The 15,314-nt window shown below is 63.1% G+C and carries 13 protein-coding genes and 1 riboswitch; of the genes, 7 read left to right on the top strand and 6 right to left on the bottom strand.

Going from position 1 to position 15,314, the window contains the following annotated elements:
- Positions 1-2 precede the first annotated feature (2 nt).
- The 6 genes from D0550_RS11675 to D0550_RS11650 form a co-directional block, all read right to left on the bottom strand.
- Positions 3-1,382 (bottom strand): DHA2 family efflux MFS transporter permease subunit, encoded by a 1,380-nt coding sequence (locus D0550_RS11675; protein ID WP_116809438.1) that lies wholly within the window; start codon positions 1,380-1,382, stop codon positions 3-5.
- A gap of 81 nt (positions 1,383-1,463) precedes the next feature.
- Positions 1,464-1,784 (bottom strand): thioredoxin family protein, encoded by a 321-nt coding sequence (locus D0550_RS11670; RefSeq protein WP_116809368.1) that lies wholly within the window; start codon positions 1,782-1,784, stop codon positions 1,464-1,466.
- Positions 1,785-1,838: 54 nt separating this feature from the next.
- A complete protein-coding gene (gene gspG / locus D0550_RS11665) occupies positions 1,839-2,294 on the bottom strand; it encodes a type II secretion system major pseudopilin GspG (RefSeq protein ID WP_116809367.1) in 456 nt (151 codons plus the stop codon).
- Positions 2,295-2,473: 179 nt separating this feature from the next.
- Positions 2,474-3,313 carry a lipid-binding SYLF domain-containing protein gene (locus D0550_RS11660; RefSeq protein ID WP_116809366.1) on the bottom strand — a complete coding sequence of 280 codons (840 nt, stop codon included), beginning with the start codon at positions 3,311-3,313 and terminating at the stop codon, positions 2,474-2,476.
- Between the two features lie 84 nt (positions 3,314-3,397).
- The gene (locus tag D0550_RS11655; protein WP_116809365.1) at positions 3,398-6,172 is read right to left on the bottom strand and encodes a serine/threonine-protein kinase; all 2,775 of its coding nucleotides are present in this window, start codon (positions 6,170-6,172) and stop codon (positions 3,398-3,400) included.
- Complete coding sequence (locus tag D0550_RS11650) at positions 6,169-6,750, bottom strand: ECF-type sigma factor (RefSeq protein WP_206606216.1); 582 nt, start codon at positions 6,748-6,750, stop codon at positions 6,169-6,171. Before D0550_RS11650 ends, D0550_RS11655 begins: the two co-directional genes overlap by 4 nt.
- 399 nt (positions 6,751-7,149) lie before the next feature.
- Between D0550_RS11650 and D0550_RS11645 the strand changes: the two genes are divergently transcribed.
- The 7 genes from D0550_RS11645 to D0550_RS11615 all read left to right on the top strand — a co-directional run bounded on the left by D0550_RS11645 (position 7,150) and on the right by D0550_RS11615 (position 15,297).
- Positions 7,150-7,917 carry a hypothetical protein gene (locus D0550_RS11645; protein ID WP_116809364.1) on the top strand — a complete coding sequence of 256 codons (768 nt, stop codon included), beginning with the start codon at positions 7,150-7,152 and terminating at the stop codon, positions 7,915-7,917.
- Positions 7,918-7,964: 47 nt separating this feature from the next.
- Complete coding sequence (locus tag D0550_RS11640; protein ID WP_153067127.1) at positions 7,965-8,201, top strand: hypothetical protein; 237 nt, start codon at positions 7,965-7,967, stop codon at positions 8,199-8,201.
- 256 nt (positions 8,202-8,457) lie between these two features.
- A riboswitch (cyclic di-GMP riboswitch) is annotated at positions 8,458-8,543 on the top strand.
- A gap of 70 nt (positions 8,544-8,613) precedes the next feature.
- On the top strand, positions 8,614-9,159 hold the full coding sequence (locus D0550_RS11635; protein WP_116809362.1) for a TlpA family protein disulfide reductase: 546 nt from the start codon (positions 8,614-8,616) through the stop codon (positions 9,157-9,159).
- A gap of 87 nt (positions 9,160-9,246) precedes the next feature.
- Positions 9,247-9,864, top strand: a complete 618-nt coding sequence (locus D0550_RS11630; RefSeq protein WP_206606215.1) for an AraC family transcriptional regulator — start codon at positions 9,247-9,249, stop codon at positions 9,862-9,864.
- Between the two features lie 3 nt (positions 9,865-9,867).
- Positions 9,868-11,811 (top strand): tetratricopeptide repeat protein, encoded by a 1,944-nt coding sequence (locus D0550_RS11625; protein WP_116809361.1) that lies wholly within the window; start codon positions 9,868-9,870, stop codon positions 11,809-11,811.
- Positions 11,808-14,633 (top strand): tetratricopeptide repeat protein, encoded by a 2,826-nt coding sequence (locus D0550_RS11620; RefSeq protein WP_116809360.1) that lies wholly within the window; start codon positions 11,808-11,810, stop codon positions 14,631-14,633. Before D0550_RS11625 ends, D0550_RS11620 begins: the two co-directional genes overlap by 4 nt.
- A 118-nt stretch (positions 14,634-14,751) precedes the next feature.
- Complete coding sequence (locus D0550_RS11615) at positions 14,752-15,297, top strand: tetratricopeptide repeat protein (RefSeq protein WP_161965776.1); 546 nt, start codon at positions 14,752-14,754, stop codon at positions 15,295-15,297.
- Positions 15,298-15,314 lie beyond the last annotated feature (17 nt).

Raw genomic sequence — 15,314 nt, 5'->3', positions numbered from 1 at the left:
CGTCACTGGTCAGTGACGGGCTCGCGCGTCGACACCGGCGCTGCCGATTTCGCCGTGAGCGCATGCCCATCCCCCGGGCGCAACGTCCAGAAGCTGAGCGAAGAAACGATGGTTGCGATGCCCAGCGTAATGAACGACGCGTGCAGCGCATTGGTCACCGCGATCTGATCGGTCTGCGGCAGATTTCCCAGATACCAGCCCGCCAGCAGCGAGCCGCACGCCAGACCGAAGCTCATCGACAGTTGTTGCATGGAGCTGGCGATGGTGTTCGCCATGCTCGTGTTGCGCGCATCGATATCCGCGAACGCCAGTGAGTTCATGCTGGAGAATTGCATCGAGTTGCCCGATCCCACCAGGAAGCTCAGCAGCACGATGGCGGCGATGGGCGTGTTCTTGTCCGCCAGCGCGAACAGGCCGATCACCACGCCGATCAGGCAAGTGTTGACGATCAGGACGCGTCGATAGCCGAAGCGGCGCAGCAGATGAGGCGCGAGCGCCTTCACCGTCATCGCCGCGATCGCCGAAGGCATCATCATCAGGCCGGACTGCCACGCCGGCATGCCCATGCCGAGCTGGTAGAACAGCGGCAACAGAAATGGCAGACCGCCGATACCCAGCCGCGTGATGAGGCCGCCGAGCACCGAGACTCGAAACGTGCGTCCCTTGAACAATCGCAGATTCAGGAGCGGATATTCGGTGCGAACCGCGTGCAAGACATAGGTGCCGAGCAGTGCGAACGCCACCAGGAAAAGAATAGCGGCAGAAGTGACATCGAGCCGATGCTCGCCGAAGACTTCCAGCAGCCACGACAGCAGCGCTGCACCCGAGCTGAACAGCACCAGCCCGATCACATCCAGCGGCCGTGGCGAGTCGCTGCGATACTCCGGCATATAACGGCGACTCATCCACAGCGCGACCAGCCCCACCGGCACGTTGACGAAAAAGATCTCGCGCCACGACCACCAGTGCACGATCAATCCGCCCACCGTCGGGCCCAGCAGCGGGCCGATCAGCGCGGGAATGATGACGAAATTCATCTTGTCGAGCAGTTGTGACTTTGGAAACGTCCGCACGATGGCGAGCCGCCCGACCGGCGTCATCATCGCCGCGCCGAGTCCTTGCAGGATGCGGGCGGCGACCAGCATCGGCGCGTTCAACGACAGGCCGCACAGCACCGACGCCGAAGTGAAAATTGCGACGGCCGCAGTGAATAACTTGCGCGTGCCGAAGCGATCGGCCAGCCAGCCGCTCACGGGAATGCCGACGGCGAGCGCCAGGATGTAACTGGCGACGATGGCTTTGAGGCTGAGAGGCGTGACCTCGAGGCTGCGTGCCATGGCCGGCACGGCAGTGTTCACGATGGTCGAGTCGAGCTGTTCCATGAACAGCACGATGCCGACCAGCCAGGGCAGGTAGCGTTGGACGGCGAATGAGGACGCTGTGGTCACATGCGCCGGATCGGCTCAGGGAGGGTCGATCTGGTTGACGGCGTCGCGGATCGCTTGCGCCGAGCTTGGGCGCACCACGCGCGCGACTTCGGCACCGTCCTTCATGAAGATCAGCGTCGGCCACAACTTGACGCGGAAGGAGCGGCCGAGCGGCCGGCCCGGGCCATCTTCGACTTTGAAATGCCGCAGCTCGGGATGCGCGGCCAGGCCCTGCTCGATGTGGGGTTGGGCGGCGGCACAGAAACCGCACCAGTTGGTGCCGAACTCGATCACCGTCGCGCCCGGCAGGGCGTCGACTTCAGCGCGCGACGGCGAGTTTTCGGTATAGGCGCTCATGGCGCCAAATTCTAACGAGCCGACTACGCCCTCGTAAGTCGGCTTTTGGGTGAGTTACTGCTGACGGTCGCTGATCCAGTTACCGACGTCGGCGTCCAGGCCTTCGCCGCCCTCCTGGTTGTCGGCGCCGTAGGTGAACAGGTCGAACTCCTTGCCGTGCGTGCCCGGGTAGACGTAGCGATAGTCATTACCCCAGGGATCCTTGCGAGCGCTCGGGTCGAGATAGCCGCCTTGCTTCCAGTTGCGCACGCTCGAGTCGTTGGGCTTCTCGTACAGCGCCTTGATGCCCTGCTCGGTGGTCGGATAACGGAAGTTATCCATGCGATACAGGTTCAACGCAGTCTCGATGGTGCGGATGTCGCTGGACACCTTGGTCAGCTGCGCGTCATCGATGCGGCGCATGACATTCGGAGCGACGATCGCGGCCAGAATGCCGAGGATCACCACCACGACCATGATTTCGATCAGCGTGAAGCCGCCGCTGCGCTGGAACTTATGAGTCGATTTCATTGCAATCTCGTTGCGCTGTATTTACAGGTGCCGACTGCCGTGTCGGGGGCCGCGCGGATCATATCCGGATGGCTCGTGTCAGCAAACTGGGGACCATCGGCGCCGCTATTCCGAGCGGGTTTAGATGGGGCATCTTGCCGCGAGTTCGACTCGGCTCACGCCCCAGATTCGATGCATTCTTACTGCGGCGGTTCCTGACCCGGGTGTGGATCTTCCATGGGGTAGGTCTGCACGCCGCTCGGATCAGAGCTGTTCACAGTAGAGGACGGCCCTTCGGTCGGGGCGACCGGCGGCGGAGCGCTGACCGGGGCGGGCGGCGCCGTGCGGCTCGCCGAGCGCTGCACAGCTCCGACGAATTGATCCGCCGGGGCCGGTGCGGCCGGCGCGTCGGCGCGGATGATCTCGCTGGCGAGGATGCCGGGCTTCTTATAGAACGACTCGTTCGAGGAGCCGTCGATGGTGATGGCCGAGCCGTCCAGCGCCACGCCGGCGAACAGGCCGCTGGCGCGCGAATATGAATACACCTGCGCGGTGAGGCCGATGTCGGTGGCCGCCGAGCTCTGCCGGCCGACCGGGCCTGCCGCAACCGATGCGTCTGCGCCCAACGTCACCTTGCCGCCGACGATGCCTTCGATGCTCTGCTTTGAGGTGAAAACTAGCACGACGTCGGTGGACTGCACGCCGACCTGGAAGCCGAAGCTGCCGCCGGTCAGATTGATGAAGACCGGATTGCTCCACGCGCCACTGTCCTTGCGCACGACCAGCACGCCTTTACCGCGACGGCCGCCGATGCCCAGGCCGACCTTGATGACCCCGGGGATCACGGCAACCGCGTAAGCGCGCTCCATGAGCCAGGTCGGAATATTCTGCTCGGGCATCTGCATCAGCTCGCTCAGCACCTGTGTCGAGGTGAGCAAGCGTCCATCCTGCCGCTCGCCGGCGACCGCTCCCGTCGTAATGGCGCAGGAAAGCAGCAGTACCGCGAGCCGCGTCGCGAACAGGTTGGATCGTGTGAGCATCGTTGCCGTCACTCCTACAAGTGAGTCTCGTACTTGAGACTGTAGCAGAAGCTCCGGGTTCAAGCCCGACGCTCGTTCAGCTGGCTAATTCGGTCGGGCCTGCGGCGTGTTGGCCGGAGCGGCGCCGCTGGTGGCGAGCATCAGATCGTTGAGTTTTTCGCGCTGGCCATTGGCGATATAGAAGTGCTCGATGCGTTGCCGAGCCTTGATGCGCACGTCGCGATCTGCGCTGTCGTCGGCGGCCAGCTCGGTGTAGGCGCGCGTCAAATACGTTTCTGCTTCACGCATACGGCCCTGCTTGAAGAACACTTCGCCAAGCGCGCTCGCCGAACGGGCTGCGCGCCAGGCCGGCGCGTCGGTGCGCTTCCAGCGATTCATTGCTGCTGTCAGCATCCCTTCGGCGTCCGCCAGGCGATTGGTCTCGAGCAGCACCTCGCCAAGCAGATGCTCCGCCGAGCACACGTATTGATGATCGGCCGGTCGCGTCTTTGCCAGCGTGTCCAGCGAATGCCGCAACTCGCGCTCTGCGTCGTTGTATTTCGCGCGACGCATGAGCACCGAGGCGTAGGCCGTGCGGAAGTACGGCGTGTACGCGTGCTCGGCGCCCATCGCATTCACTGCAGAGTTGAGTGCTTCGGAGGCGAACTGCTCCGATTCGCCCAGCTGGCCCTGCGCGCGACGAATCTGTGACAACGAGTCGAGCACTTCGGCGACCTGCCGGCTGTTGTTGCCGAACAGGACACGCTGGCTCTCGAGCGTGCTTTCGAACAGCTCGCCGGCCTCGTTGATGTGATTCTGCATCAGCAGCGCTTCACCGAGCCGGGTCTCGGCCAGCACGCGATCCGGGTGCAGCGGATTCGCGGTGAGGCGGAAGATGTCCACGGCCTGACGGGTCACGCGTTCCACCGAAGGAATGTCGTCCATCCACATGAACACCAGCGACAGGTCGAGCAGCACCACTGCGACTTCCTGATCGTTCGGTCCGCGTACCTGGCGATTCAATGCCAACGCTTGCTCGAACGACTGCCGCGAGCGTGTCACGTCACCGCTGGCAAATTCGACACGGCCGCGATTGGTCAGCAAGGTTGCGTAGGTGGGCGTGCGCTGGCCGCCGATGCGATCACAAAGCGTCATCGCCTCTTTGATCACGCGCGCCGAGCCCTCCATATCGCCCAGTGCGCGCAGCGTAATGGCCAGTTCCGACATGTCGTCGGCAGCTGGCAAGCCGCCGCCGTTCGCCATTTGCCGGCGCAGATGCACGGCGTCCTCGAGATAACTCAGCGAACGTTCCGGATCGCCGCTGCGGCGGAACGCGCGACCGATGGAAGCGAGCAATCGGGCTCGCACTTCCGGACGCATGCCTTTATCGGCTCGCACCTGCAAGCCCGACTGTTCGAGCAGCTGCCGTGCGGTGATCTCTTTGCCTTGCGCTTTGAAAGGCTCGGCCGCGGAGAACACATCCAGCATGAATTCGGAGACGGCCTGCGCCGATTTGCTTTCGTTGGTGGCGCGGTCGCGCTCGGCGGCGATGCGCTGGTTCTGCACCGACATCGCGACCGCGAACGCCACGATGACCACCATCAGGAATGCGCCGGCCGACACGCCGAACGCATGGCGGCTCACGAACCGTTGTGAGTAGTACAGCCAGTTGCCCTGGCGCGCGACCACCGGTTCGGCCGACAAATAACGACGCACGTCGGCCGCCAGCTGTTCGACCGAGCCATAGCGATGCTGCGGCTCCTTGCGAAGCGCGCGCATGACGATCGAGTCGATGTCGCCGAGCAAGCGTTTCTGCAACCGGTCCGGCTGCAGTCCGCGAGCCAGCGCGATGGCGGCGATGGGCGATTCGCCTTCGGTGGCCTGGGCCGCATCGACCGCTTTCTTGACCGCGGTGCTCGGGCGCTGCGGATCGCTGATACAGATGGAACGTTCCAGCTCGAGCTGGCTGGCCGAGGAGGGCACGGTGTACGGCCGCAGCCCGGTGAGCAGTTCATATAAAACGACACCGAGTGCATACACGTCGCTGGCGGTCGTGACCTGACGGCCGAGAATCTGTTCCGGGCTGGCATATTCCGGCGTGAGCAGCCGGTCGTTCATGCGCGTCAGCGCCAGCATGGCTGCCGCGTCGCCGGTGTCGAGCAGTTTCGCAATACCGAAGTCCAGCAGTTTGGGCGAGCCTTCAGCCGTCACCAGGATGTTGGCGGGCTTCAGGTCGCGATGCACGATCAGGTTCTGGTGCGCGTACTGGACGGCGTTACATATTTCCAGAAACAGTTTCAGCCGTGCCGTGAGATCGAGCTGCTGCCGGTCGCAATAACGATCGACGGGCTCGCCGTGCACATATTCCATGACCAGATACGGCTGGCCTTCCTGGGTCTCGCCGGCGTCGAGCAGCCGGGCGATGTTGGCGTGATTCAGGCTGGCGAGAATTTGCCGTTCGGCACGAAAGCGCTGCCCGAGGTCGCCATGGATGGTCGCGTTGTCGACGATCTTGACCGCGACCTGCGCCGAATACTGACGGTCGGCGCGCTCGCCCAGATAAACCGTGCCGGTGCCGCCGTGGCCGAGGATGGACGCGAGCTTGTAGTTTCCGATCACGCGCCCGACCAGCGCCTTGCGTCGGTCGCGGGTGGTGGCATCGATGGCCGCGCCGAGCGCGTGCGTCAGCGGGCCGGTGGACTGGCCGACGTCGCACGCCAGCAATTCGAGCAGCTCGTCTTTCAGTTCCTTGTCGTCGCCGGTCTGCGCGCTGACGAAGGCTTCGCGCTCGCGTTCCGGCAACTCGACAGCGCGGGAGAACAGATCCTGCAGGCGCTCCCAACGGTCGTCGACAATCTTCCCTGGTTGTCCCGTCGTCATGAAGGTTCGGGTTCGCGATTCCGGTTCGGTCGGATCTGGCGCAGGATCCAGGCCTTGGCGAGCCGGATCTCCCGATCGACGGTGGCCTCGGACACTTTCAGGGTCTCGGACAGCTCCTGATAGGTGAGGCCGCCGAAATAATGCAGCTCCACCATCTCCGCGAGGCGGGGATTGTTGCCGGACAGGCGCTGCAACGCCTCGTCGATTTCCAGCACGTCGATATCGCCCGCAGTGGCTGGGCCGAGATCGAGCACATCCATGTCGAAGTCATTGAGCGAGCCGGTGGTCGTGCCGCCGCGCTTCTCGCGAAACCGCGTCTTGGCATGGTCCACCAGAATACGTCGCATCTGCCGCGCGGCAACCGCAAAGAAGTGCGCACGGTCCTGCCACGAGACATTCATCTCGACGAGCTTGACGAATGCCTCGTGCACGACGGCAGTGGCCTGCAGTGTGTGGCCAGGCCGCTCGCGTTTCATGTAGCGGCGAGCCCGGTTACGCAGCTCCTCGTATATGAGCGGCGTCAGTCGTTCCAGGGCGCGGGTATCCCCTGACTGCCACGCAGACAACAGCCGTGTCACTGCCTGCCGGTCGGGCGGTGGAATGGCCGCTGCGATTGTGTTGCTCAGTTGCGGGTCTCCGATTCGGGGCCTGTCTGTTCTTCCCACGCTAAACGCATGGGCGCTTCCGTCGGGTTCTCTAGTTTACGGGCTCGAGTGCGACAGTTTCTCACTTGGTGCCCCGGCCGCACCGCGAGCTGCCCGCCAAAACCGCCCTACGGCCGTCCCTGAATCCGGCTCAACCGATTGATTTGGAGGGATCTCCGCAAGCAATCGCCGAGCGATGTACTGATTGTTCCCTTTTTCTTCCGCTTGTCCAGAGGGTGCTGTGACGGGTTTCTCAAAGGGACGTCGCTTATCCCAGTGATCGAGCCTTGCTGGTTCGAATTTTTAGCACTTTTCCTGGGAGGGTTTGTTGTCATGCGTAACGTATTTGCAATTTCGGCGGTGGTGGCGGGCGTCCTGTTTGCGGCTGGCAATAGCACTGGCGCGCAGCTGGTGGACGGCGATACCGGTGGCAAGCGCCCGGTATTTAACATTGTCGATGGCGACACGGGCGGTAAGCGTCCGGTGCTCGCGGATGGCGATACCGGTGGTAAGCGTCCGGTATTTAACATTGTCGATGGCGACACGGGCGGCAAGCGTCCGGTGCTGGCGGATGGCGATACCGGCGGCAAGCGCCCTGTATTCAATCTCACCGACGGTGACACGGGCGGCAAGCGTCCGGTGCTCGCCGATGGTGATACCGGCGGCAAGCGCCCGGTTTTCAATTTCACTGACGGCGACACGGGCGGCAAGCGTCCGGTGCTGGCCGATGGTGACACCGGCGGCAAGCGCCCGGTTCTCAATTTCACTGACGGTGACACAGGCGGCAAGCGTCCGGTGTTGACGCTGGCCGATGGCGATACCGGCGGCAAGCGTCCAGTTTTCAATTTCACTGACGGCGACACGGGCGGCAAGCGCCCGGTGCTGACGCTCGCCGATGGCGATACCGGCGGCAAGCGCCCGGTTTTCAATTTCACTGACGGCGACACGGGCGGCAAGCGTCCGGTGCTGACGCTCGCCGATGGCGACACCGGCGGCAAGCGCCCGGTTTTCAATTTCACTGACGGTGACACAGGCGGCAAGCGTCCGGTGTTGACGCTGGCTGATGGCGATACCGGCGGCAAGCGTCCGGTGCTCGCGTAATAAATGAATCCATCGCAACAGATTTGAATTCGAGTTTGGAGATGAAGATGAAAAAGCGTATCGCCCTTGGCGCCGCCATGTTGCTCACCCTCGGCACCGCAGTTGCCAGCACGTTCCTGTACGGCCACGAGCAAGCGTCGCTGGTCGGGCGGATGACGGAGCAGCAGATCACGTTGCCCTCCGATCATCTGCCGGCCGCGCAGACCGTGACTCCGGAGATGATTGCGATGTGGAAGGCAAAAGCCGCGTCGACTGATTACGAAAGTCTGAAAGCGCCTATCTAATTCACAGGTGCAATGGCGCGACCGGCTCCCTCCCGCCGGTCGCGCCGCGGTCGTCGGTGGACGGATACAGGCGTCGATGTTGTTGTCGTCGCCTACCGACAGACCTTCGAAGTGTGCGGTGAGTCACAGGCCCGTCGCGGTTTTGCGCCGCTGGCATCACACTTCGTTCGTTGACATATTTGCGCTGCGTATAGCACCCTAGCTGGCGTTGTCAGAGGTCTTGCCACGCGGCTCCTTAACGGAGCAGCAGGCCCGCCTCGCACCCAGGCAAACTCACCGAAAGGTGGGGACGCAAAGCCACCGGTCTAAGGGAAATTTTCCTAGGACAGCGGGGTTGCCAGCGCGGCCTCCTGCTTCGCAATGGAGGCGCCGATCGGCCCTCACCGCGTGTCCGGCGACGAATAAAAGATTGATGTCACAGTCCTCACAAGCTCGTCTGCCGCTCCGGGCTTCCGCACGGTTGCCACGCTTTGCATTGCTGGCGCTGTTGCTGCTCGGGCCTGCTGTATGTGTGCCGGCGACCCTGCTCGTCGGCCAGCGCGCGCCCGATTTCGCGCTGCGCTCGTTGGATGGTGCGAACGTGCGCCTGTCCGAGCACTCCGGCGAAGTGGTGTTGATCAACTTCTGGGCAACCTGGTGCGGGCCTTGTCGCCAGGAAATGCCATTGCTCGATGAGATCTACGGCAAGTACCGCCGCGCCGGCCTGGTGCTGTTCAGCATCAATCTGGACGAGGAAAACGAGCTGCAGGCGGCGCGTGAGATGGCAAAGACGCTGCGCGTCAGTTATCCGGTACTGTTCGATGCTCGCAAAGAAGTGAGCCGCGCCTATCAGGCGGGCACCATGCCGCTGACCGTGCTGATCGATCGCGAAGGTGTGGTGCGCTACGTTTCCGAAGGCTACAAAGTCGGTTATGAAACGCGCTACACCGAAAAACTGCGTGAGCTGCTGAACGAGTGACCGCGCGCAACGGATCCGCCTCGCCAACTCAATCGAACTCGTATCGAACTCCCGAGCACCCTTCACGGATTTCCCGGACACCTCCCCATGCGTCAGAGCCTGCTGAAAACACGAATCACATGGTTGGCCGCGCTGTTGCCTCTGCTGTTCGCGGCCGGACTGGCAAGCGCACAAGACGCCGCAACCTCGGCCACGACTGCGCCGCTCGTCGACACGAGTGCGCCGGCGCCTTCGGCCCCTGCGGGCGGCGGTGACAGCTTCAAGAGCCTCGACGAAGAAGTGCAGGCGCTGAAGAAAGAAGTGCTGGATCTGAACCGCGAGCTGTTCGTGCTGGAGGAGGAGCTGCTGTTCCCCGCCAACACGCAGGTGGCCGTGTTCGTGTCCATGGACGTGGGCGAGTTCTTCGCGCTCGACTCGGTGACCTTGAAGCTCGACAACAAGGAAGTCGCCAACTATCTGTACACCGAGCGCGAGGCGCAGGCGCTGCTCAAAGGCGGCGTGCACCGCGTGTTCATCGGCAATCTCAAGGCTGGCGAGCACGAGCTGATCGCGCTGTTCACCGGCCAGGGCCCGAATCAGCGTGACTATCGGCGCGGCGCGACCATCAAGCTCGACAAGGGCGTCGGCGCCAAGTACGTCGAGCTCAAGATCAGCGACAAGGCGCTCAAGGCGCAACCCGAATTCATCGTCAAGGAATGGGAATAACCCGTGCCGGGGCGACGTTACAAATTACTGGTCGCGATGCTGCTCGCGCCAGTCCTGGGACTGGCCGCGACCGGCGCCGGCGCCAAGGAGAAGAAGCCTCCTGAGCCGCGACCCCTGGTCGGCACCCCGCAGGTCGTGCGCGATCTGCATTGGGGCGACGTGCTGTTCTACTTCTATCAGGGCGACTATCTGCAGGCCTTGACGCGGCTTGGTGCCGCGCAGGATTTCAATCGCGTGAGTCATCACGGCGTGGAGGCCGAGCTGCTCAAGGGCGGCTTGTACCTGTCGCTCGGTCAGCATGAAGAGGCGGGTCGCATCTTCAAGGCGCTGCTGAACGACAACGTGCCGCTCGATGTGCGCAACCGCGCCTGGTTCTATCTCGCGAAGGTCTGGTATCAGCGCAACTATCTCGAAGACGCCGCGACCGCGCTGGCTTCGATTCATGGCGCACTGCCGGGCGATCTGGAGCCCGAGCGTCATCTGCTGCAAGCGCAGGTGTTGATGTATTTGAACCGCTATGACGAAGCGATTCGCGCGTTGGAGCGGTGGCAGCCGGTGGGCAAAGGCGACGTCTGGTCGTCTTACGCGCGCTTCAATATCGGTGTGGCGCTGGTGCGGCAGGACCGCGTCGAGGAAGCGGCCGAGCTGTTGAATGAAGTCGGTCAGATCGCCGCACCGACCGAAGAGCTGGCAGCGCTGCGTGACAAGGCCAACCTTGCGCTCGGCTTCGCCTGGCTCAAGGGCAATCGTCCCGAAGACGCCAAGAAAGTTTTACAACGGGTGCGGCTGACCGGCCCGCAATCGAACAAGGCCCTGCTCGCGGTGGGCTGGGCGGATTCGGCAGAGAAGAAGTTCAACAAGGCGTTGGCGCCCTGGATGGAGCTGCGCGATCGCGACATGCTCGATGCAGCGGTGCAGGAATCGTATCTCGCCATTCCGTATGCATACGCGCAGCTGGCGGCGACCGGGCAGGCGGCGGAACAGTATGTGAACGCGGTTGAAGCGTTCGCAGCGGAATCCAAGCGCATCGATCAATCCATTCAGGCCATTCGCGACGGCAAGCTGCTCGATGCCATCGTGGACAACGACCAGGCCGATCAGGTGGGCTGGTACTGGCAGCTGCAGAATCTGCCGGACGCGCCTGAGACCCGCTATCTGTATCACCTGCTGGCGACGCATGAGTTCCAGGAAGGGTTGAAGAACTATCGCGACCTCAAGCTCATGCAACGCAATCTCGCGACCTGGGCGTTGAGCGTGCAGGCATTCGACGACATGGTGGATACGCGGCATCGTGCATTCGATCGGCGTGTGCCCGCCCTGCAGGGCATGCTGGACAGCGTCGATCTGGATGCGATGGAAGCGCACAAGAACGAGTTGGAATCGCGCCTGGCCGCGACCGAGCGCGACAACGATGTGACCGCGCTGGCGACCTCGCGTGAACAGGAACAATGGACCAAGGTGCAGCAGATCGAAGCTGTGCTGGCGAAAGCGGACCAGAGCGATCCGATGGTGCAGGAGATGCGCGAGAAGGCGCGTCTGATCAAGGGCAAGCTGCTGTGGGATTTCAATGGCAGCTACAAAGCTCGCTTGTGGCGCGCGCGCAAGGAACTGCGTGAGCTGGATGTCGCGTACAAAGAGGCGCGTCGCCGTTCGGTGCTCGTCGATCGTGCACGCGCCGACTATCCCGCTCGCACGGAGGAGTTTGCGCGTCGCGTAGCCACGCTGCCGCCGCGTATCGATGGCTTGAGCGCGCGATTGGAAGCGACTGCCCAGGCCCAGAACCGATATCTCGCGGCGGTTGCGATCAAGGAACTGGAGTCGCAGAAGCAGCGCCTCGCGGCATATTCGTTACAAGCGCGCTTCGCGCTGGCATCGATCTACGACAAGGCGGCGACGAGCGGCAGCGCTACCGGCGAGCGCGCCACTGACAAGGGAGGCGCGCAATGAGCGCTTCAGTCACCAGGTCTCACAAGCTGCGCATGCTGATCGCGCTGACCCTGTCGAGTGCGATTGCCATGCCGGCGTTGGCTGCGGAACCTGCAGCGAAGCTGCCGCCGCGAACCATTCGTGATCTCGACAAGAAAGAGATCAAGGTCAATCCCGATCCCCCCAGCGACGTAAAGACGCAGCAGGCGATCGAGCAATACCGCCGCTTCCTGGAAATGGAATCGCAGAACGAGAAGATGCGCGCCGAAGCGATGCGTCGTCTCGGCGACTTGCAGGTTGAAGACGACAGCGAGCGCACTGCCGAGGGTTCGTTCGGCGGGCTTGGCGTCGATGAGGCCGTGCAGTTGTACGAGGGGCTGCTCAAGTCCTATTCGAGCTACGAGCGCAACGACGTCGTCATGTATCAGCTGGCGCGTGCTTATGAAGCGAAAGGCGAGCTCGAGAAATCGCTGACCGTGCTCGATCAGTTGGTGACGACGTATCCGCGCAGCCAATGGTTCGTCGAATCGCAGTTCCGTCGCGGCGAGATTCTGTTCACTCTGGGGCGCTACCGCGAAGCCGAGAATGCGTATGTGGCGGTGACCACGCCGGGCGCGGACACCGGCTTCTTCGAGCAGGGCTTGTACAAGCTCGGCTGGTCCATGTTCAAGCAATCCCTCGGCGAGGAAAGCGTCGCCGCATTCATGCGCCTGCTCGACCGCGTACTGGTGCGAGATGGGCAGGTGCGCGCACGGGATTCGTTGAGCCGTGCCGAACGCGAGCTGACCTCCGACGCGCTGCGCGCCATGGCGATCAGCTTCTCGGATCTCGATGGGCCGGCGACGCTCGATGGCACGCTGGCACAGCGAGGCGATCCGCCATATGCGCATCTGCTGTATGAGGCGCTCGGCGATTTCTATCTGGAAAAGGAGCGTTATCTGGACGCGGCGGTGGCGTTCGAGGCCTTCGCCAAGCGGCGCCCCGACGATCGCTATGCGCCGTCATTGCAGGTGCGCACCATCGATGCCTATCAGAAGGGCCGCCTGGCGTCGCTGGTCATCGAAGCCAAGCAGTCTTTCGTCGAGCGTTACGCGTTCGGCTCCGCGTTCTGGCGTGAGCGTACGGTAGCCGATGCGCCCGAAGTGGCCGCGCAGTTGAAGGCGAACCAGAAAGATCTCGCCGAGTACTACTACGCGACGGCGCAGAAGGACAAGAAACCGGAGAGCTACGCATCCGCGGCGCGCTGGTATCGCGCGATGCTCGATTCGTTCCCGCAGGATCCGGAAGCGCCGGCAAATCGCTTCACCCTGGGTGAAGTGTTGTTCGAGTCCGGGCGCTTCGCCGAAGCGGCCAAGGAATACGAAACGGCTGCGTATGACTATCCGACGCATCCGAAAGCCTCGGCGGCCGGCTATGCCGCGCTGGTCTCGTATCAGAAGCATGAGCCGACGTTACAGGGTCAGCCGAAGGCGGTATGGCATCAGCAGGGCATCGAAAGCGCGCTGATGTTCGCGACCAGTTTCCCCGAGCACCCTGAGTCGGCGCGCGTGCAGACCAAGGCCGACGAAGATTTGTTCGCGCTGAACGATTTCGAGCGGGTGATCGAAGTGTCGACCAGCATCCTCGAGCGCACTCCGCCGGTGGATCGCAAGTTCCAGCGCACGGCGACCACGCTGCTGGCGCACTCGCTGTTCGATCGCGGTCGCTTCGGCGAAGCTGAAGTGGCGTACGTGAAGGTACAGGGCTTCTTGCCCGCCAACGATCCGGATCGCGCCAACATCGAAGAGCGCATCGCCGCATCGATTTACAAACAAGCGGAAGCCAAGCGCACCGCGGGCGATTCGGCCGGGGCGGTCGATGACTTCCTGCGCGTCGCCGCGCTGGCGCCGAACTCGAAGGCGCGCTCGAACGCGGAGTACGACGCTGCCAGCATCCTGTTGCAAAACAAAGAATGGGATCGCGCTGCGCAGGTCCTGGAGACCTTCCGTCGCAACTATCCCAATCACGAGCTGGTGCCGGATGCGACGCGCTCGCTCGCGGTGGCTTATCTCGAATTGGGTCGTGGCACGCAGGCCGCTGCCGAGTTGGAGCGAGTGGCTGCGCGTGACCAGGAGCCTGTCGAAGTGCGACGCGCCGCGCTGTGGCAGGCGGCCGAGCTCTATGACAAAGCGGCGTCGCCGACCAATGCGGCCCGTTTATATGCCAGCTATGTGAAGCAATATCCGTCGCCGCTCGATCCGGCGATGGAGGCGCGCCAGAAGCTCGCCGATATGGCGAAAGCGCAGAACGATGTGAAGGTCCGTTCGCAGTGGCTCGACGAAATCATTCGGGCCGACAAAACGGCCGGCGCGGCTCGTACCGATCGCAGTAAGTATCTGGCCGCGAAGGCGACCATTGAAACCGCCGACCCACCGGTCGCGTTGTTCAATTCGATCAAGCTGACGGTGCCGTTGAACAAGTCGCTGAAGAGCAAGCGCGACGCGATGGAGCGAACTCTCGCAGTCTATGGTCAGGCGCTCGACTACGGGGTCGCCGAGGTGACCACGCAGGCGACCTATGGCATGGCCGAGTTGTATCGGCAGCTGGGCGCGGACCTGATGGCTTCGGAGCGGCCGAAGAACCTGGATGAGGACGCCAGGGAGCAGTACGACGTGCTGCTCGAGGAACAGGCGTTCCCGTTCGAGGAGAAGGCCATCGAGTTGCACGAGACCAATGCCGGGCGCACCGGCGATGGCATCTATGACCAATGGATTCAACGCAGCTTCGATGTGCTGGCCAAGTTGAAGCCGGCACGTTACGCCAAGACTGAGATCAGTGAAGACTATGTGCCGACGTTGCCTTAACAGCGCTCACTCGCAACGGCATAGCCACATTGGCCGCGGTCTGTTGGTCAGCGCGCTGCTCGGTCTGTTGCTATCCGGCTGCGGATCCACGCCGAGCGGCTCGGCGAAGCAGGACAAGATGGCTGCCGAAGCGGCAGCAGGCGTGCCGGTCGAGCCGGTGTTACCTCCCGAAGCGGTGCAACAGTTCGAGCGAGCGGTGACGGCGATGAGCTCCGGCGATCTCGCCGCGGCCGAGCAGGGATTCCGCGCGCTCGCGACTGCGTATCCATCGTATTCCGGGCCGCTGCTGAATCTTGGCATCCTGCACGCCAAGGCCGGCAAGCTGGAGGAAGCGGAAAAAGTCATTCGGGATGCCATTGCGCGCAACGGCAACAACGCGGCTGCGTTCAATCAACTCGGCATCGTTCAGCGCAAGCTGGGCAAGTTCCAGGACGCGAGCGATGCCTATACGCGGGCGGTGCAGATCGATCCGAATTACTCGCTCGCCTGGTTGAATCTTGGCGTGCTGTGCGATCTGTATTTGCAGGAGCCGCAGCGGGCGCTGGAAGCGTATGAGCGTTATCTGGCCACGGCCAGCGCGCCGGACGCGAAGGTCAATGGCTGGGTGACCGAGCTGAAGAAACGGATCGGCGCCGAGCCGCGAAGTGCCCAGACTGCCGAATGAGCCCATCGAAACGAGTC

The organism is Steroidobacter cummioxidans, assembly GCF_003104955.1.
This window is presented reverse-complemented; position numbering and strand designations above follow the sequence as displayed.